Below are 17,812 nucleotides of genomic sequence, written 5' to 3'. Positions count from 1 at the left end.
GCTGTCTCACAGGTAGTCCTCCAACCGGGCCACCGCATACCCCTCGGCCGTCACCTTGTTCAGGAATCGGCGGATCATGTCGGGCATTGTGCCCTTCCAGTCGTCCCTGCCCCGGAAGTGAGTGAGGACGATGTCACCCGGTCGGATCTTCCGGTTCCACTCGCGGTACTCCCAGTGGTCGACGAAGACCTCCTCGTTCCACAGCGGGACGTACTTGATGCCGCAGCGCTTCGCGGCGCGCAGGGTCTTCCGGTTGTAGTTCCCGAAGGGCGGGCGAAAGAGCAACGGGCGCTTGCCGTAGCGCCTCTCGATGACCTCCTGCATCCCGCAGATCTCACGCTTCTGGCGGAGGTAGGAGAGGGACGGCAGGTAGGGGTGGTGGAGCGTGTGGTTGTTCAGGACCACGCCGTTGCCCTGCATCCGCTTGAAGTAGCCGTAGTCCTCCTTGATCAGGTAGTCGCTGAGGAAGGCTGTGTACGGCACCCGCAGGTCGCTCATCATCCGCAGGAACACCGGGTCCTTCTCGGCGCCGTCGTCGATGGTGAGGAAGACGACCCGCTGTTTGGTGGGGACGGTCGTGAAGACCGGCGGAAGCCCGAGCTCCTCGTGCCCGTCCACCTCGAAGCCGTCGCGGGTGGTGATCTTCGGCTTCCTCGCGGGGGGCGACGGGGGCGCGAGCGGCACTCCGGCCAGCCGCCAGCGCCTCGCGGCGGCGACCCGGGCGGCGTGGGCGGCCTGGGCGGACTGGGGCTTCTTGGGGTGCGGGGCTTGGGGGTGCGGATCCATGGCGTGCGGACGCTTGGGGCGCGGATCCCTACGGTGCGTGGCCCCGGCGTCCGGGGTCGGAGTCCCGGCCGGAGGTGGCGCCTTGAGGGGCTCTCGGCTCGGGGTGCCCGAGGTGGGGCGTACGGCATCCGGCCCGTCCCCGGCGACCGGTGCGCAGCCCGAGGCGATGGCGGCGACGGCGAGCACGATGATGCCGCCGCGGACCCGCGAAAGCACTGCCGCCTGGTGGCCGCGCCCTGCGGGTGCCCCGTTGAGGCGACTTTTGTCATTTTGTCGTACTACTCGCATGGAGCCGGATCTTCGCAGGCACCCGCTCCGAAGCCGGGCCGACACCGCCGCCGCGGCCGGACCATCCACCGACTGGCCCACACGAAGGGACCGGCCAACGGCAACGCGCCCGCGCGAAGGGACCGGCCAACGGCAGCGCCCGCGCGAAGGGGACCGGCCCGGCCAACCGCAAGCGGCCCGTACGGCGGGTACCCGCCAACCGCAAGCCGCCCGCGCAGAGCGGAGCGAAGTGGACGACGCCGGGGCGTTCGCGCGGAGCGGTGTGGCCGACGGCAGGGCCCCCGCACGAACGTGGCCGACGGCCGGGTCCCCCACGAACATGGCCGACGGCCGGGTCCCCCACGAACGTGGCCGGTGGCAGGGCCCCGCACGAACGTGGTCGACAATGAACCGGTGAACGACCTCGCCTCCTTCTCCTCCCTCCTCACCCCTGAGGGCCGTGCCCTCCTCGACGCCGTGCGCGACACCGACCCCGCCGACGAACTGGCCGTCGCCACGAGGCTGCGTCGCGAGCACCCCGCCGAGCTGGTGTCGGCGGCGCTCGGGCAGGCGCGGCTGCGGCAGCGGGCGGTGGCGAAGTTCGGGGCGGCGGACGCGGGGCGTATGTACTTCACGCCGAACGGGGTCGAGCAGTCGACGCGGGCGAGCGTCGCGACGTACCGGGCCGGGCGGATGAGGGGACTGGGGATCGGCTCGGTCGCCGACCTGTGCTGCGGGATCGGGGGCGATGCGATCGCGCTGGCGCGGGCCGGGATCCGGGTGCTGGCGGTGGACCGGGATCCGGTGACGGCCGCGGTGGCGCGGGCGAACGTGGAGGCGCTGGGGCTCGGGGACCTGATCGAGGTGCGGGAGGCGGATGTAGTCGGGGTCGACACGGGCGGTTATGACGCCGTGTTCGTCGACCCGGCGAGGCGGGGTGGGCAATCAAGAGGGGCCGCGCGAAGCACGTCGGTGAGGGGCGGCGGTCGGGTGGCGGGCGGGCGGATCTTCGACCCCGAGGCGTACTCGCCGCCGCTGTCCTGGGCCGTGGAGGCGGCTCGCAAGGCGCCCCGGGCCGCGCTGAAGATCGCGCCCGGGATTCCGCACGAGGCGATTCCGCCGGACGCCGAGGCGGAGTGGATCTCGGACGGCGGGGACGTGAAGGAGGCGGTGCTGTGGTTCGGGACGGAGGCCGGGGCGGTACGGGCCACGTTGCTGCCGGGGCCGCGGACGCTGCTCTCCTCGCGGCTTCCCGATCCTGAAGTCCGGCCTGTCGGGCGGTACTTGTACGAGCCGGACGGCGCCGTCATCCGGGCGCATCTGGTCGCGGAGGTGGCGGGCCAGTTGGACGGCGGGCTGGTTGACGCGACCATCGCGTATGTCACGGCGGACGAGCTGCGCGCGACGCCGTACGCCGCCGCCTACGAGATCACGGATCAACTGCCCTTCAACGTGAAGAAGTTGAAGGCGCTCCTGCGGGAGCGGGAGGTGGGCATCCTCACCGTCAAGAAGCGCGGCTCCGCCGTCGAGCCGGAGGAGCTGCGGAAGAAGGTCAAGCCTCAGGGGCCCCACTCGGCGACCGTGTTCCTGACACGGGTGGCGGGGGCGCCGACGATGCTGGTGGGGCGGCCTGCGTAGGGCCGGCGAAGTCACCGACGGGCTGCCCTCCCCGTAGGCCCTAAGGGGAGGATTCAGCGGCAGCGGCCCGCCGCAGCAACAGCTCCCGTTCCCGCTCGTTCCGCGTCAGCCCCGCCGCGCGCTCGAACTCCGCCCGCGCCTGCGCCGTACGTCCCAGACGCAGCAGCAGATCGCCGCGCACGCTCGGCAGCAAGTGGTAGTCCCGCAGGGCGGGTGCGGCGGCGATCGCGTCGACGATCTCCAGGGCGGGCCCCGGCCCCTCGGTCATCGACACGGCGACCGCACGGTTCAACTCGACGACGGGCGAAGGGGACCGGGCGGCCAGGAGGCCGTACAGGGTCGCGATCGTCTTCCAGTCCGTCTCCTCGTAGGTGTACGCGTGCGCGTGGCACGCGGCGATGGCGGCCTGGAGGGCGTACGGGCCGTGGGCCCCCGTGGCCGTGGCGTCCGCGCGGCCCAGCGCCTCGATGCCGCGGGCGATGAGCATGCGGTTCCAGCGGCTGCGGTGCTGGTCCTTGAGGAGAATCGGTTCGCCGCACGGGCCGGTGCGGGCCGGCGTGCGGGACGCCTGGAATTCGAGGAGGGAGGCCAGACCGTGCACCTCGGGCTCCTTCGGCATCAGTCCCGCCAGCACACGGGCCAGGCGCAGCGCGTCCTCGCACAGGGCGGGGCGCAGCCAGTCGTCGCCCGCCGTGGCGGCGTAGCCCTCGTTGAAGATCAGGTAGATCACGTCGAGGACCGAGCCGAGGCGGGCCTCGCGGTCGGGGCCGTACGGCACCTCGAAGGCGATGTTCCTGGTCGCGAGGGTGCGCTTGGCACGGACGATGCGCTGGGCGATCGTCGGCTCCGGGACCAGGAACGCCCGGGCGATCTCCGGTGTCGTCAGACCGCCGAGCAGGCGCAGGGTGAGGGCGGTCCGGGCCTCCGGCGACAGGACCGGGTGGCAGGTGGTGAACACCAGGCGGAGCAGGTCGTCGTCGATGTCGTCGGGGTCGTAGAGGGCAGCGGGTTCCTCGGGCGGTGCCGTCGTCTCCAGGTCGCGGCCGATCTCCGCGAGCTTGCGGGCGTAGTTCTCACGGCGCCGGATCAGGTCCACGGCACGGTGCTTGGCGGTGGCCATGAGCCAGGCCCCGGGGTTGTCCGGGACGCCGTCCCGGGGCCACTGCTCCAGCGCGGCGACCAGCGCGTCCTGCGCGAGTTCCTCGGCGATGCCGACGTCGCGCACTATGCGGGCGACGGCGGCGATCACGCGAGGGGACTCGATGCGGAAGACGGTCTCGATGGCGCCGCGCGGGTCTGCGGTGGGCTGCGGGGTCACAGCCCACCATGCAACACCCGTCAGACCCCGGATCCAAGGAGATCCAAATAGATCCAGGTTGGGTCCAGGTGGATCCAGGTGGGTCCAGGTGGGTCCAGGTGCATCCAAGCAGGGCAGGTCAGCCCTCGGCGATCTCTCGGACCTCGCAGGTGACCTGCCATTCCGGGCCGTGGACCTTGACGAACCGCGAGGCCCACTCCAGCGCCTCGGCCTTGTCCTTGCACTGCGTGATGGCGTAGCCGCCGATGACCTCCTTGGACTCGGTGAAGGGCCCGTCGGTCACGGAGACGTTCGCGCCGTCCCAGTGCACACGGGTGCCCTGCGCCGACGGGGTGAGCCCGGCGGTGTCGAGCATGACGCCGGCCTTGGTGATCTCCTCCAGCAGCTCCCCCATGCGCTGCATCATCTCGGGGCTGGGGCCCTCGGCGGGCGCGGTGGACTCGTCGATCCGGACCAGGGACAGGTAGCGGGGCATGGTGACTCCTCGGGGTCGATGACCGGGTCCTTCCCGGCCTCTCACCCCTGCGTCGAACGGGAGACCTCCGGATCGACACGGTTCCCGGATTTCTTCGAACTTTTTTCTCCGGTCGGCATTCCCGCAGGCAGCGCCCGCTTTCCATGGAGCAGCCCGGCCGCCGCGGCAGCCACCGCCAGCAGCCCCGCGGCCACCCAGTACGCGGCGGAGAACCCGTCGACCAGACCCTGCGCCCCCGCCACGCCGTCCCCCGCGCCCTCCCCCACACTCGCCGCCACCGTGACCAGCACCCCGAGCCCCACGGCACCGCCCACCTGCCGCGAGCTGTTGAGGAGCCCCGACGCCATCCCCGTCTCCTCGGGGGCGACCCCGGTCGTGGCCGCCGTGCCCAGCGGGACGAAGCACATGCCGGTGCCGACGCTGGCGACCGCCGACGGTCCGAGGACGGAGAGCAGGAAGCCGCCGTCCACCGCCATCGCCGCCGCGAACCACGCGAACCCCGCCGCCCCGAGCAGCCCGCCCGCCACCAGCAGCGCCGCGGGGCCGTACCGCCCGACCGTGCGCGCGGCGATCAGCGAGCCGACCACGACGCCGGCGCAGAACGGCAGGAACGCGCATCCGGCGGCCGTCGGCCCGTAGTCGAGCACCTGCTGCATGTACAGGGACGTGAAGTAGAAGGCGGCGAACTGGCCCGCCGACATCAGCAGCGCGAAGACGTTGGCCGCGAGCACCGGCCCCTGGCGGAGGATCCCGAGCCGCAGCAGCGGCTGCCGCACCCTGGTCTCCGCCACGGCGAAGACAGCCAGCAGTACGGCGGCCGCACCCAGCACTCCGAGGGTCTGCCATGCGGTCCAGCCGTAGGTCTCGGTCCGCACGAGTCCCAGGACGAGCAGCGAGGTCCCGGCGGTGACGAGCAGAGCACCCAGGGCGTCGAGGCGCGGCCGGCCATCGGTCCCCGCCCGCCGGTCGGCGGGCACCCCGGGATGTACGGCGGCCAGCACCGCGACCACGACCGGCACGTTGACCAGCATCACGGCCCGCCAGCCGAACCAGTCGGTGAGCAGGCCACTCGCGAGTACGCCGACGGCTCCGCCGACCGCGCCCGCGGCGCCCCACGCCCCCAGGGCGCGTGAACGTTCCCTACCGGCCGGGTAGTTGACCGTGATCATCGCGAGCGCGACGGGCGACAGCAGGGCCGCGCCGACGCCCTGGGCGGCTCGCGCCGCGATCAACTGCTCCGGCGTGCGGGCGAGTCCGCCGACAAGGCTCGCGACGCCGAAGACGACGAAGCCGGCGATCAGGATCCGCCGTCGGCCCGCGACGTCGGCGAGCCGTCCGCCGAGCATGAGCAGCCCGCCGAAGGTGAGCGCATAGGCGTTGACGACCCAGGTCAGCGACCCGGCGTCGAAGCCCAGGCCGGTGCGGATGTCCGGCAGGGCGACGTTGACGACGGACATGTCGAGGGAGACGAGGAACTGCACGGTGAGCAGAACCGGCAGTAACCAACGGGAGGTGTGCTTCTGGTTGTTGACCGTATCCACCATGCGAGGCACATTAATATACGCGTACAAAAATTGCCTAGGGACAGGGGCCGGAGAGAATGGCCCTCGTGGCAGAGAAAGCGAGCACAGAAGGTCCGGGGAAGGGCCGCAAACGCGCCCCCGGCCGCCCGCCCCGGATCGCGGCGGAGCAGATCGTCGAGGTGGCCCGGCGGATCATCCAGGAGGAGGGCGTCGAGGCGGTCTCCATGCGCCGGGTGGCCAAGGAGGTCGGGGCGACGCCGATGGCGCTCTACCACCACGTGCGCGACAAGGACGAGCTGCTCCTGCTCACCCTGCGGGGCATGGCGGCGACGTTTCCCCGCCCGGACCTCCCCGTGGATCCGCGCGCCCGCGTCCTCGCCACCGCCGTGCACATGTACACGATCCTCAGCGAGGTGACCTGGGTCGTCGACGTGCTGAGCCTCGGCGACCTCACGGACAGGGACGCGCTGTGGATGCCCGAGGAGATCATCGACTCGGCGATGGCCTGCGGCCTGACACCGCAACAGGCACTCCACGCCTACCGCACCATCTGGTACGTCGTCTACGGCGCCCTGGTCTTCCACCGGGCCGACACCCGCCGCGCCGCCGACCCCGGCCGCCGGCCCTTCTTCCCGGCCTTCCTCACGGAGGAGGACGCGGACACGCTGCCGCGCATGACCGAGCTGGCGGGGAACTGGGAGGAGCTGAAGGCGGGCTACGACATCGCCGAGCAGTTGGCGGCCGTGGTCGACGGACTGCTTCCGGAAGGCGACGATCCTTGCCGGGAGTCAGGGCGTTGAACTCCCGGCCCGCGATGTCGCCGTAGGTGCCGGTGAGTTCTCACTGAGGGTGCCTGCGAAAGTTTCGATCGAACAACCGACTGACTTCGGTGCAATGTGCGGCGGCACGAAACACCCGTCAATACAGCAACAGGCCGCTACTGCTGAACCGGCGGCGGCTTCCCCGTACTGCTGCGCACCACCAGGCTCGTCGCCAGCTCCACCCGCGTCGCCACCGGCGTCCCCTCCTCCCGCGCCAGATCGAGCACCAGCTTCGCCGCCGCCTCCGCCATCTCCGTCAGCGGCTGCCGTACGGTCGTCAGCGGCGGCCCCACCCAGCGCGCGATCGGCAGATCGTCGAAGCCGACGACGCTCACGTCCTCCGGAATCCGCAGCCCCAGCTCGCGCGCGGCCTCGTACAGCCCGAGCGCCTGGAGGTCGTTCCCGGCGAAGACGGCGGTCGGCCGGTCCGGGCGGCGCAGCAGCTCCAGGCCCTGCCGGTAACCGGTCTCGTGGTGGAAGTCGCCGGGCCGGATCAGGTCCTGCTCGACCGGGAGCCCGGCCGTCTCCAGCGCGGCGCGGTAGCCGTCGATGCGGGCGCGGCTGCACATCATCCGGGACGGCCCGGTGATCGCGCCGATCCTGCGGTGGCCGAGCTCGACCAGATGCCGGGTGGCGGCGAGCCCGCCCTGCCAGTTGGTCGCCCCGATGGACGGCACGTCGGCGCCCGGGTCGCCCGCCGGGTCCATCACCACGAACGGGATCGAGCGGCTGGTGAGCAGGGCGCGCTGGGACTCGTCGAGGCCGGACAGCACGAGGATCACGCCGTGCGGGCGGCGGGCGGCGACCTGGTCGGCCCAGGTCCGGCCCGGGGTCAGCCGCCCGGCGCTCTCGCTCAGCACCACACTCAGCCCGGCGTCCCGGGCGACGTTCTCCACGCCCCGGATGACCTCCATCGCCCACGCGCTCTCCAGCTCGTGGAAGACCAGGTCGATCAGTGGCGAGCGGCTCGCCTCGGCCCGCCGTCGGCGGTAGCCGTGGGCACGCAGCAGCTCCTCGACACGGCTGCGGGTGGCCGGGGCGACGTCCGCACGTCCGTTGAGGACCTTCGAAACAGTCGGCGCCGAGACACCGGCCTCGCGGGCGATCTCGGCGAGCGTCGCGGTCTGCGCGGACCGGCCGGCGGACGGGGACGTCGCCTTGGTCGCACTCTGTGTTGTCCGGGTTTCACCCGGTGGTGTCCGGGTTTCACCCGGTGGTGTCCGGGTTTCACCCGGTGGTGTCCGGGTTTCAGCGGGCTCACGGGCAGTCATGGCGGCGATCGTATCCCTGCATGCCCCCTTGACGAACCCTTCTCACCACGCCTAGGTTCCCGGAACATTCGAGGTGACTAACGAAACATTCGCGAGTGGGCCATCGCCCCGACAGGAGTTTCATGACCACCGCCCCCTGGCGTGACCCCGCCCTGCCCGCCGCCGCCCGCGTCGACGACCTCCTCTCCCGGATGACTCTTCAGGAGAAGACCGCCCAGCTGTACGGCGTGTGGGTGGGCGCCGCCACGGACGGAGACGGAGTCGCCCCGCACCAGCACGACATGACCGCCGACTACGACTGGGCGGAGCTGATCACCCACGGCCTCGGCCAGCTCACCCGCTCCTTCGGCACCGCCCCCGTCGACCCGGCGCTGGGCGCGCAGGCACTGGCCCGCGCCCAGCGTCGTATCGCCGAGGCGGGCCGCTTCGGCATCCCGGCGGTGGCCCACGAGGAGTGCCTGGCGGGCTTCACGGCCTGGCAGGCCACGGCGTACCCGGTCCCGCTGGCCTGGGGAGCCACCTTCGACCCCCCGCTCGTCGAGGAGATGGCCCGGCGCATCGGCCAGGACCTGCGCTCGTCCGGCGTGCACCAGGGCCTGGCCCCGGTCCTGGACGTCGTACGCGATCCGCGCTGGGGCCGGGTCGAGGAGACCATCGGCGAGGACCCGTACCTGACCGGCACGATCGGCGCCGCGTACGTCCGGGGCCTGGAGTCGGCCGGGGTCGTCGCCACGCTCAAGCACTTCGCCGGGTACGCCTCCTCGGCGGGCGCCCGCAACCTGGCACCGGTACGGGCGGGCATCCGTGAGTTCGCGGACGTCACGCTCCCCCCGTTCGAGATGGCGCTGCGCGAGGGCGGGGCGCGCTCGGTGATGGCGGCGTACAACGAGACGGACGGCGTACCGGCCTCGGCGGACCCGGCGCTGCTGACCGAACTCCTCCGTGAGCAGTGGGGTTTCACGGGCACGGTGGTCGCCGACTACTTCGGCATCGGCTTCCTGGAGACCCTGCACCGAGTGGCGGGCAGCCCGGCGCAGGCCGCGCACGTGGCACTGGCGGCCGGCATCGACGTAGAGCTCCCGAGCCTGAAGTGCTACGGAAAGCCGCTCGTCGAAGCGGTCCGGGCAGGCGAGGTCCCGGAGGAGCTGGTGGACCGCGCGGCCCGCCGGGTGCTGCTGCAGAAGTGCGAACTCGGCCTCCTGGACGAGGGCTGGGACCAGGAGCCGACGCCGTCGCACCTCGACCTGGACTCCCCCGGGAACCGTGCCCTGGCCCGCCGGGTGGCCGAGGAGTCGGTGGTCCTGCTGGACAACCCGGACGAGGCGCTGCCCCTCCCCCCGGACGCCCGTGTCGCGGTCGTCGGCCCCCGCGCGGCGGACGCGCTGGCGATGCTGGGCTGCTACTCCTTCCCGTCCCATGTCCTCACGCACCACCCCGAGGTGCCGACGGGCATCGAGATCCCGACCCTCCTGGAGGCCCTGCGCACCGAACTCCCCGACGCCAAGGTGACGTTCGCCGAGGGCTGCGGGGTGTCCGACCCCGACACGGCGGGTTTCGAGGAGGCGGTGGCGCGGGCGTCGGAGGCGGATGTCTGCCTGGCCGTACTGGGCGACCGGGCGGGCCTGTTCGGGCGGGGCACCTCGGGCGAGGGCTGCGATGTGACCGACCTCCGACTGCCGGGCGTCCAGGCCGAGTTGCTGGACGCCCTGCTCGCGACCGGCGTCCCGGTCGTCCTGGTCCTCCTCACCGGCCGCCCGTACGCACTGGGCCGCTGGCACGGCCGTCTGGCCGCGGTCGTCCAGGCGTTCTTCCCGGGGGAGGAGGGCGGCCCGGCCGTGGCGGGAGTGCTGTCGGGCCGCGTCAACCCGTCGGGGCGCCTGCCGGTGAGCGTGCCGCAGGTGCCCGGAGGCCAGCCGTGGACCTACCTCCAGCCCCCGCTGGGACTGGCGGGCGAGGTCAGCAATCTGGACCCGACCCCGCTGTACGCCTTCGGACACGGGCGCTCGTACACGTCGTTCACCTGGTCGGACTTCACGGGCGAGGAGGGCGGCCCGGCGCCGGAGATCGGCACCGACGGCTCTTACGACGTGTCGGCGACGATCCGCAACACGGGCGACCGGGCCGGCGCGGAGGTGGTCCAGCTGTACCTGCACGACCCGGTGGCCTCGGTGACCCGGCCGGACGTGCGGCTCATCGGCTACCGGCGGGTGGAGCTGGCGCCGGGTGAGGCGGCGCGGGTGACCTTCCGCTTCCACGCGGACCTGTCGTCGTTCACGGACCGCTCGGGCCGACGGGTGGTGGAACCGGGCGTACTGGAGCTGCGGCTGGCGGCGTCGAGTGCGGACGTGCGGCACACGGCGCGGCTGGCGCTGACCGGCCCCCTGCGGGAGCTCGGCCCCGACCGGCGGCTGCGGTGCGAGGCGTCGGTGTCCGGGGTGGGATGAGCCGCTTCGCCCGCAGTACGCCCCCGTCCCCCGGACGTCCCCTTTTCCGCTACGCCATGCCGGGCACCGTTCGCCGCCCGGACCCCAGAATTCCGCGCACCGTACGGGCGTTCACGCGCGGATACCTCAAAATCCGGCCGAGCGGAATGTGATCCTCGCCGTGCCGGAGATCTCCGATTTCCACGGTGAGTTCGCGTTTCGGCTTTATTGACGCTCTGTCGGGGCGGCAGTACAAGTCGCCTACGACATCCACGGCCGTGGCCCCGTTCGATACCTGATTTATCGCGGGGCGGCTGGAGCGCTCCGTGCGGGAGTACGGGGCGAAAGGGGGGAACAGTCATGGGCCTGCGCATCACCGTTGACATCTTCTCGGGGCGCACCAACCCCACCTGGGAAATCCAGGACGCGGACCAGGCGCGCGAACTGATTCGGCTCATATCGCGCAACCGCTCCGGGGTCGCCGAGATTTCCAGCGGTTTCACCGGGCTGGGATTCCGCGGCATCCAGGTGGAGATCACCGACGACCTGGACACCGCGGGTCTGCCCCCGAGGTTCGAACTGGCCGGAGGCGGCGCACAGGACCCGTTCGCGAGCGCGGAGGTGGCCGAGCAGCTGCTGGCGACGATGCCGGTCGGCGAGGGCGACGAGGGGAGCGCCGCGGAGGCGGACACCGCGGGCGGCGAGGAGACCGGCTGGCCGCAGGAGTTCCGGGAGGGCGTACGGCAGGAGATCCAGCACACGACGCGTGAGGGCGCGGGCGGGGCGACGACGATCGAGCCGACCGAGTCGGGGAACCTGTCCGAAGCCGGTGCCCTGGAGGTCGAGAAACTGCTCCAGACGCTCGTCCATCCCGCCGCGCTGACCTGCTCCTACGACGTCACACCGTTCAACCCGGCGTTCTGGAACCGCCCGGACACCCAGCCGTACAACAACTGCTACAACTTCGCGGTCAACCGGCGCACCAACACCTTCGCCCAGCCCGGACGCGCGCACGGCTACACCATCCCCGGCACGGTGCGCTGCAGCGAGGTCTCCACGGGAGCGCTGCGCGACGGTCTGCGGACGTGGGGCAACTGCCAGCCGGCGGGTTCGCTGCGCTATGTGGTGGCGCTGGTCACCGGCACGATCCTCGGCCGGCGGGACTACCACTGGTACCGCCTGCACCCGGGCGGCATCTGGTGCCACAAGCCGGGCGGCGGGACGGCCAGGGACTGGGACAACTCGAACAAGCGCATCACAAACCCGTACACCTGCGACCGGGGCGGCTACACCGAATGGTGCGGCCTTTTCCAGACTCACCAATCGATCGTCATCCGCTGAATTGCGAGTGAGCGACATGCCATCATCCACCGGAGATCCAGCAGCCGAGACAATCAACCCCGCCGAAACACTCATTCCCGCCCCGGAGACCGCGGATTACCCGGAGACCGGAGTGGAATCCGCCGCTTATCTCACCGAGCCGGAAACCAATGGCCATCGGGAAGTCGGTGAGATCGCGGTCGCGGACGTCACCGGCGAGACGGCCGCCGCGGCTCCCGCCGCTTTCCATCTCACCCGCGGCCGCTACCGCAGTGCCGGCCTCCGGGTACTCGAACTCAGGGTCGATGTCGACGGCCCCGGCACGCTGCGAAAAGTCAGCGGCGACTTCTTCACGTCCAGCGGCAGCACCACGAGCTATGCGGGCTCCTTCATCGTGGACGCCCCCGCCGTCACCGTGTCACCGCACCAGATGGTGATCAGGGGGCAGGGACGCTTCAGCGGGCCGGCCCCGGCCCCGTTCCCGTTCGTGGAGGTGACCATCCCGCGCCGGCCGGTCGGCCAGCCGCGCGCCGCCGCCACCGTACGGTTCATCAGGCCGCCCAACCACGTGGGCCTCACCTACGTCTGTTCGTTCCGCTCGGCGTACTTCCGCACGGTCCGGTGGGAGCAGGACTCGGTGACCGGCAAGGTCCCCTTCGTGTCGTACGACACCGGCTCGCTGCCGCAGCCGCCGGGCAGCCCGGCCCGGGTGCTGACCGTGCCCAAGGCCTTCGCCGAGGCCGGCATCGACCTCGTGGCGGGCGGCGCGGCCAACGTCCTCGGCGACAACCAGAACGGCTGGACCATCGCGGAGCTGCACGCCGCCATGCAGACCAACTTCAGTCTGTGGCGGAACGTCCCGCAGTGGATGGTGTGGCTGCTGGTCGCGAGCCGCTTCGAGGGCAACCCGGGTGTCCGCGGCATCATGTTCGACGCCCAGGACGCCTTCCAGCGGCAGGGCTGTGCCGTGTTCCACGACCTGATCCAGGGCATGGATCCGGAGTCCCGGCGGGCCCAGCTGCGGACGTATGTGCACGAGCTCGGGCACGCCTTCAACCTGCTGCACTCGTGGCAGAAGGACCTGGCCACTCCCCCGGCGCCGCTCGGCCCGAACCGCGGCTTCGGGGACCTGTCGTGGATGAACTATCCGCAGAACTACGACCCCGACCCGGACCCCCCGAACCCGGAGGGCGCGGCGGCGTACTGGAGCGCGTTCCCCTTCAGCTTCACCGCCGCCGAGCTGGTGCATCTGCGGCACGGCTTCTACCGGGACGTGATCATGGGGGCCAACCCCTTCGGCAGGGGCGCCGCCGACATCGACGCGGACCTGTTCGACGAACCCGTCGTGGACGAGTCCGGACTGGTGCTGGATCTGCGCGCGACGAAGCAGACGTACGCGTACGGCGAACCCGTCGTCGTGGAGCTCCGGCTCGGCACGACCGACCTGCGCGGCCGCTCCGTGCACGAGTATCTCCACCCGGACTACGAACTGGTCAGCGTCGCCATCCGCCAGCCGTCCGGCCGTACCGTGCTCTACCGGCCGCTGATGCGCCGCTGCGTCGACGCCGAGGCCACGACCCGGCTGCATCCCGAGCGGAACCCGGCGGTGTACGCGAGCGCGTATGTGGGCTACGGCCAGGACGGGCACTACTTCCAGCAGCCGGGCACCTATCAGCTGCGCGCCGCCTATGTGGCCGCGGACGGTTCCCGCATCGTCTCGCCGGTGCTGCGGACGGTCGTCCGCCATCCCCGCAGTGAGAGCGACGAACAGGTGGCCGAGCTGATGCTGGGCGAGGAGCAGGGCACGCTGTTCGCCCTGCGCGGGTCCGACTCGCCGTCACTGCGGGCCGGCAACGACGCGCTCCAGGAGGTCGTCAAGCATCACGGCAAGCACCCGCTCGCCGTCTACGCCCGCATGGTCCAAGGGCTCAACGCCGAGCACGAGTTCAAGTACCTGACGGCGGACAAGGCGGCCCTGGAGGTGCGTTCCCCCGAGCCGAAGGAGGCCATCGGCCGGCTCACGGCCGTCGTCAAGGCCACCACGGAGGGCAACGGAGTCGACGACATCACCCTCAACATGGTGATGCGCCGTCTCGCCCGCGCCCACGCCCGCGACGGCGACCGCAAGCAGTCGGACGGCGTCCTGAACAGCCTGGTGGAGCGCTTCGACTCCGGGGTGTACCGCCCCCACGTCATCGAGACGGTCCGCCGCCAGGCCGAGGAGACCAGGCGGAGCATCCACGAGGAGTTCGGCGGCTGACCGCCCGTCAGTCCACCGACTCGAACCGCCATCGATGTACTGCCCGAGCCACCAACCCCGCCCCCGGCTCGGGCAGTTCGGGGAGCTCGGCATCGTACGGCGCATCCCACCAGGTGATGACGAGCACCCGGTCCTGCGGCGCCCGCAACGTCTCGCGCCGCAGGGGCCGTACCGCCAGCTCCTGCGCCCGGGCCCAGGCGAGCAGTTCCTCCCCGCGCCCGGGCACCGCCCGCGCCTCCCACATCAGCGCGACCGTCACGAGTAGAGGTTCTCCTTGCTGACCTCGTGCACATGGTCGTGGGAGTGGCCGGTGCCCGGCACATGCGGATCCGTCACCGGCAGCGAGGAGTCCGCCGACAGGTCCCAGCTGGACGCGGCCCGGTTGCGCGCCACCATCTCCGCGCCCAGCGCCGCCACCATCGCGCCGTTGTCCGTGCACAACTTCGGCCGGGGCACCCGCAGTCGGATACCGGCCGCCTCGCAGCGCTCCTGAGCCATCGCCCGCAGCCGGGTGTTGGCGGCCACGCCGCCGCCGATCATCAGGTGGTCGACGCCCTCGTCCTTGCAGGCCCGGACGGCCTTGCGGGTCAGCACGTCGACGACCGCCTCCTGGAAGGAGGCCGCCACATCACGCACCGGCACCTCCTCGCCCGCGGCCCGCTTGGCCTCGATCCAGCGGGCCACCGCCGTCTTCAGCCCCGAGAAGGAGAAGTCGTACGCCGGGTCGCGCGGGCCGGTCAGTCCGCGCGGGAAGGCGATGGCGTCCGGGTCGCCCTCACGGGCGTAGCGGTCGATGACCGGGCCGCCGGGGAAGCCGAGGTTCAGCACCCGGGCGATCTTGTCGAAGGCCTCGCCGGCCGCGTCGTCGATGGTCGCGCCGAGCGGCCGTACGTCCGAGGTGATGTCGGTCGACAGCAGCAGCGACGAGTGGCCGCCGCTCACCAGCAGCGCCATCGTCGGCTCCGGCAGCGCCCCGTGCTCCAGCTGGTCCACACAGATGTGCGAGGCGAGGTGGTTGACGCCGTAGAGCGGCTTGCCGAGCGCGTAGGCGTACGCCTTCGCCGCCGATACGCCGACCAGCAGCGCGCCCGCGAGTCCCGGACCGGCGGTCACCGCGATGCCGTCCAGGTCCCTCGCGCTCACCCCCGCTTCCTTCAGCGCGCGGTCGATGGTCGGGACCATCGCCTCCAGATGGGCCCGTGAGGCGACCTCCGGCACGACGCCGCCGAAGCGGGCGTGCTCGTCGACGCTGGAGGCGACGGCGTCGGCGAGCAGGGTGGTGCCGCGGACGATGCCGACGCCGGTCTCGTCACAGGAGGTCTCGATGCCGAGGACGAGGGGTTCGTCCCGCGAGTCAGTCATTGGTCTCGGATCCTTGTACGGAAGGTGAACCCGCGGCGGTGCCGCTGTTGGATTTCGTGGTCAGTCGCATCACCAGGGCGTCCACGTTCCCCGGCTGGTAGTAGCCGCGCCGGAAGCCGATGCCCTCGAAGCCGAAGCGCTCGTACAGCTTCTGCGCGCGGACGTTGTCCACCCGGCACTCCAGCATCACTTCGGCGCACTCGAAGTCGGTCGCGGCGCGCAGCAGTTCGGTGAGCAGGTTCGCGCCGAGCCCGGTCCCCCAGTGGTCGCGGGCGACGGCGATGGTCTGGATGTCGGCCAGGTCCCCGGCGGAGGCGAGTCCGGCGTAGCCCACGAGCCGTTCGCCGTCCTCGGCCACGAGATAGCGCCGGGTCGCCTCGGGCCCGCGCGAGTGGGCCAGCTCGGACCAGAACATGCCCCGGGACCAGGCGTCCTCGGGGAAGAGGTCCTTCTCCAGTTCCAGTACGCGGTCGATGTCCCACCAGCGCATCTCGCGCAACACCGCTGTCACCTGTGTCACTTGGGGGTGACCACCTTGTAGTTCTTGGGGACCTGGGCGTCGGGCCGGCGCAGATACAGCGGCCGGGGCGCGGGCAGTTCCTCCCCCGCCGCCAGCCGCTCGGCGGCCAGCGCCGCGAGCGCCGCCGCCGAGACGTGCTCGGGCTCATGGGCTCTGGGGAAGGTGTCGGGGTAGAGCAGCGCGCCCGCGCCGACGGCGGGCAGCCCGGCGACCTGCTCCGCGATGTCGGCGGGACGGTCGACGGCCGGGTCGGTCAGCCGGGTGCGGGAGTCGGCGTACCGCGCCCAGTAGACCTCCTTGCGGCGGGCGTCGGTCGCGACGACGAAGGGGCCCTTCTCGATGTCGGCGGCGTAGGCGAGTCCGTCCAGCGTGCACACGCCGTGCACGGGGACGCCGAGGACGAGCCCGAAGGTGTCGGCGGTCATGAGACCGACGCGCAGCCCGGTGTAGGGGCCGGGTCCGATGCCTACGACGATGCCGGTGACGGCATCGAGTTTCACGTCGGCCTCGGCGAGGACCCGGTCGACGGCCGGCAGCAGCAGCTCGCCGTGCCGGCGCGCGTCCACCTGGCTCGACGAGGCGATGACGTCCGTACCGTCGTGCAGCGCGACGGTGACGGCGGGGGTGGCGGTATCCAGAGCGAGCAAGAGCACGCAAACAGCCTACGGCGCCCGGAGCGCAGGAAGCGCCGCCCCGGTCGGGCGCTTGACGACTGCTACGGTCGGCCTGGATCAGTACGTAGATCAAGACATACGACGCGAACGCGGAGGTGACGAGGGTGGCAGGCAGCAGCTCCGGATTCGTGGCGACACTGACCGTGGCGGCCCTCGCGACGGTCGGCTTCCTCGGCTACCAGGCCTCGGCGACCGCCCCGGCCGACCTGTCCGCGCCCCGCAGGAGCGACTCACCCGCGGTGAACGCCGCCAAGAAACCCCGCGCCGGCAAGGAGTCGGCCGCGCTGCCCGCCGGGTCCGGTACGGGGGTGCGGGTCGTGTACTCGATGGGCGGGGACCGGGTGTGGCTGGTCGGCGAGGGCGACACGGTCAAGCGCACGTTCCGCGTGACCCCCGGATCGGTCGACCCGGCGCCGGGCGTCTACGCGGTCACGTCCCGCTCCAACACGATCACCGGAAGCGACGGCGCCCCCGTCGAACACGTAGTCCGCTTCACCAGCGTCGAGGGCGTCACCATCGGCTTCAGCGCAGCCGTGGACGGCTCGACGCTCCCACCCAACCCGTCGGTGAAAACCGGCGGCATCCGCGAGTCCCGACCGGACGGCACGGCGATGTGGGACTTCGCGACGATCGGCAGAGCGGTAGCGGTAATCCCCTGAGCGGACGGTTCGACAGCGTCCCCAAGGGGCGCATGAGCGGACGGTTCGACAGCGTCCCCAAGGGGCGTGTGAGCGGACGGTTCGACAGCGTCCCCAAGGGGCGTGTGAGCGGACGGTTCGACAGCGTCCCCAAGGGGCGCGGGGAACTGCGCGACCAGCCACAACGGCGCAGCAGCCGACCGACGACGCTCACGCCGCCTCTCGGCTCACGCCACCTCTCAGCTCACGCCACCTCTCGGCTCACGCCGCCTCGCGATGCCTCTCCACCGACTGCCCGGCGCCGGCATCCGGCTCCCGCGGCGGAGTGGAGATCACGCTCGCAGCAACACCGGCAGCCAACAGATCACGCATCGACACCCCGGCGACCGGCGCATACGACCGCGGCCGGACCTCGCTCCGCGAAGCCTTCGTCTCGGACTTCTCCGATGCCGACATGGACGCCTCCTGGGGCCGGGGGCGGACGTAGTTAGGTAGACCTAACCACGGACTGGCTAC

Annotated in this window: 16 protein-coding genes; 6 read left to right on the top strand and 10 right to left on the bottom strand. The window is 71.7% G+C overall.

The window, feature by feature from the left end; all coding sequences use genetic code 11:
- Window positions 1-6 precede the first annotated feature (6 nt).
- Window positions 7-1,074 carry a polysaccharide deacetylase family protein gene (locus POF73_RS02435; protein ID WP_272112707.1) on the bottom strand — a complete coding sequence of 356 codons (1,068 nt, stop codon included), beginning with the start codon at window positions 1,072-1,074 and terminating at the stop codon, window positions 7-9.
- A 393-nt stretch (window positions 1,075-1,467) separates the two neighbouring features.
- Between POF73_RS02435 and POF73_RS02430 the strand changes: the two genes are divergently transcribed.
- Window positions 1,468-2,691 carry a class I SAM-dependent methyltransferase gene (locus POF73_RS02430; protein ID WP_272112706.1) on the top strand — a complete coding sequence of 408 codons (1,224 nt, stop codon included), beginning with the start codon at window positions 1,468-1,470 and terminating at the stop codon, window positions 2,689-2,691.
- A 40-nt stretch (window positions 2,692-2,731) separates the two neighbouring features.
- On the opposite strand, the gene POF73_RS02425 is transcribed toward POF73_RS02430, so the two are convergent.
- The 3 genes from POF73_RS02425 to POF73_RS02415 form a co-directional block, all read right to left on the bottom strand.
- Window positions 2,732-4,009: an RNA polymerase sigma factor gene (locus POF73_RS02425; protein WP_272112705.1), complete on the bottom strand. Its 1,278-nt coding sequence runs from the start codon at window positions 4,007-4,009 to the stop codon at window positions 2,732-2,734.
- A 118-nt stretch (window positions 4,010-4,127) separates the two neighbouring features.
- Window positions 4,128-4,484: a YciI family protein gene (locus POF73_RS02420; protein ID WP_272112704.1), complete on the bottom strand. Its 357-nt coding sequence runs from the start codon at window positions 4,482-4,484 to the stop codon at window positions 4,128-4,130.
- 41 nt (window positions 4,485-4,525) lie between these two features.
- Window positions 4,526-6,028, bottom strand: a complete 1,503-nt coding sequence (locus POF73_RS02415; protein ID WP_272112703.1) for an MFS transporter — start codon at window positions 6,026-6,028, stop codon at window positions 4,526-4,528.
- Between the two features lie 56 nt (window positions 6,029-6,084).
- On the opposite strand from POF73_RS02415, the gene POF73_RS02410 reads away from it, so the two are divergent.
- Entirely contained in the window at window positions 6,085-6,807 is a 723-nt protein-coding gene (locus POF73_RS02410; protein WP_443049393.1) for a TetR/AcrR family transcriptional regulator, read from the top strand.
- 137 nt (window positions 6,808-6,944) lie between these two features.
- Here POF73_RS02410 and POF73_RS02405 read toward each other — a convergent pair whose 3' ends face one another.
- Entirely contained in the window at window positions 6,945-8,099 is a 1,155-nt protein-coding gene (locus POF73_RS02405) for a LacI family DNA-binding transcriptional regulator (protein WP_272112701.1), read from the bottom strand.
- 122 nt (window positions 8,100-8,221) lie between these two features.
- Here POF73_RS02405 and POF73_RS02400 point away from each other — a divergent pair, with 122 nt between their 5' ends.
- From POF73_RS02400 to POF73_RS02390, 3 genes are all read left to right on the top strand, one after another.
- Window positions 8,222-10,543 carry a glycoside hydrolase family 3 N-terminal domain-containing protein gene (locus POF73_RS02400; RefSeq protein WP_272112700.1) on the top strand — a complete coding sequence of 774 codons (2,322 nt, stop codon included), beginning with the start codon at window positions 8,222-8,224 and terminating at the stop codon, window positions 10,541-10,543.
- 339 nt (window positions 10,544-10,882) lie between these two features.
- Window positions 10,883-11,863 carry a hypothetical protein gene (locus POF73_RS02395; protein WP_272112699.1) on the top strand — a complete coding sequence of 327 codons (981 nt, stop codon included), beginning with the start codon at window positions 10,883-10,885 and terminating at the stop codon, window positions 11,861-11,863.
- Window positions 11,864-11,975: 112 nt separating this feature from the next.
- Window positions 11,976-14,102, top strand: coding sequence for a hypothetical protein (locus POF73_RS02390; RefSeq protein WP_272112698.1), 2,127 nt, complete (start codon window positions 11,976-11,978; stop codon window positions 14,100-14,102).
- 7 nt (window positions 14,103-14,109) lie between these two features.
- Here POF73_RS02390 and POF73_RS02385 read toward each other — a convergent pair whose 3' ends face one another.
- The 4 genes from POF73_RS02385 to tsaB are packed head-to-tail and all read right to left on the bottom strand — an operon-like array spanning window position 14,110 to window position 16,637.
- Window positions 14,110-14,361: a hypothetical protein gene (locus tag POF73_RS02385; protein ID WP_272112697.1), complete on the bottom strand. Its 252-nt coding sequence runs from the start codon at window positions 14,359-14,361 to the stop codon at window positions 14,110-14,112.
- Complete coding sequence (tsaD, locus tag POF73_RS02380) at window positions 14,358-15,464, bottom strand: tRNA (adenosine(37)-N6)-threonylcarbamoyltransferase complex transferase subunit TsaD (protein ID WP_272112696.1); 1,107 nt, start codon at window positions 15,462-15,464, stop codon at window positions 14,358-14,360. Before tsaD ends, POF73_RS02385 begins: the two co-directional genes overlap by 4 nt.
- Window positions 15,457-15,954: a ribosomal protein S18-alanine N-acetyltransferase gene (rimI, locus tag POF73_RS02375; protein ID WP_272112903.1), complete on the bottom strand. Its 498-nt coding sequence runs from the start codon at window positions 15,952-15,954 to the stop codon at window positions 15,457-15,459. Before rimI ends, tsaD begins: the two co-directional genes overlap by 8 nt.
- A gap of 26 nt (window positions 15,955-15,980) precedes the next feature.
- Window positions 15,981-16,637 carry a tRNA (adenosine(37)-N6)-threonylcarbamoyltransferase complex dimerization subunit type 1 TsaB gene (tsaB, locus tag POF73_RS02370; RefSeq protein WP_272112695.1) on the bottom strand — a complete coding sequence of 219 codons (657 nt, stop codon included), beginning with the start codon at window positions 16,635-16,637 and terminating at the stop codon, window positions 15,981-15,983.
- A 125-nt stretch (window positions 16,638-16,762) separates the two neighbouring features.
- Between tsaB and POF73_RS02365 the strand changes: the two genes are divergently transcribed.
- Entirely contained in the window at window positions 16,763-17,317 is a 555-nt protein-coding gene (locus POF73_RS02365) for a hypothetical protein (RefSeq protein WP_272112694.1), read from the top strand.
- Window positions 17,318-17,557: 240 nt separating this feature from the next.
- Here POF73_RS02365 and POF73_RS02360 read toward each other — a convergent pair whose 3' ends face one another.
- Entirely contained in the window at window positions 17,558-17,752 is a 195-nt protein-coding gene (locus POF73_RS02360) for a hypothetical protein (RefSeq protein WP_272112693.1), read from the bottom strand.
- Window positions 17,753-17,812 lie beyond the last annotated feature (60 nt).

The sequence above is a fragment of the Streptomyces sp. HD genome, assembly GCF_028369295.1.
In the GTDB taxonomy this organism is placed as follows: Bacteria; Actinomycetota; Actinomycetes; order Streptomycetales; family Streptomycetaceae; genus Streptomyces.
The sequence above is the reverse complement of the archived record's forward strand: the minus strand, read 5'-3'. Positions and strand labels throughout refer to the sequence as shown.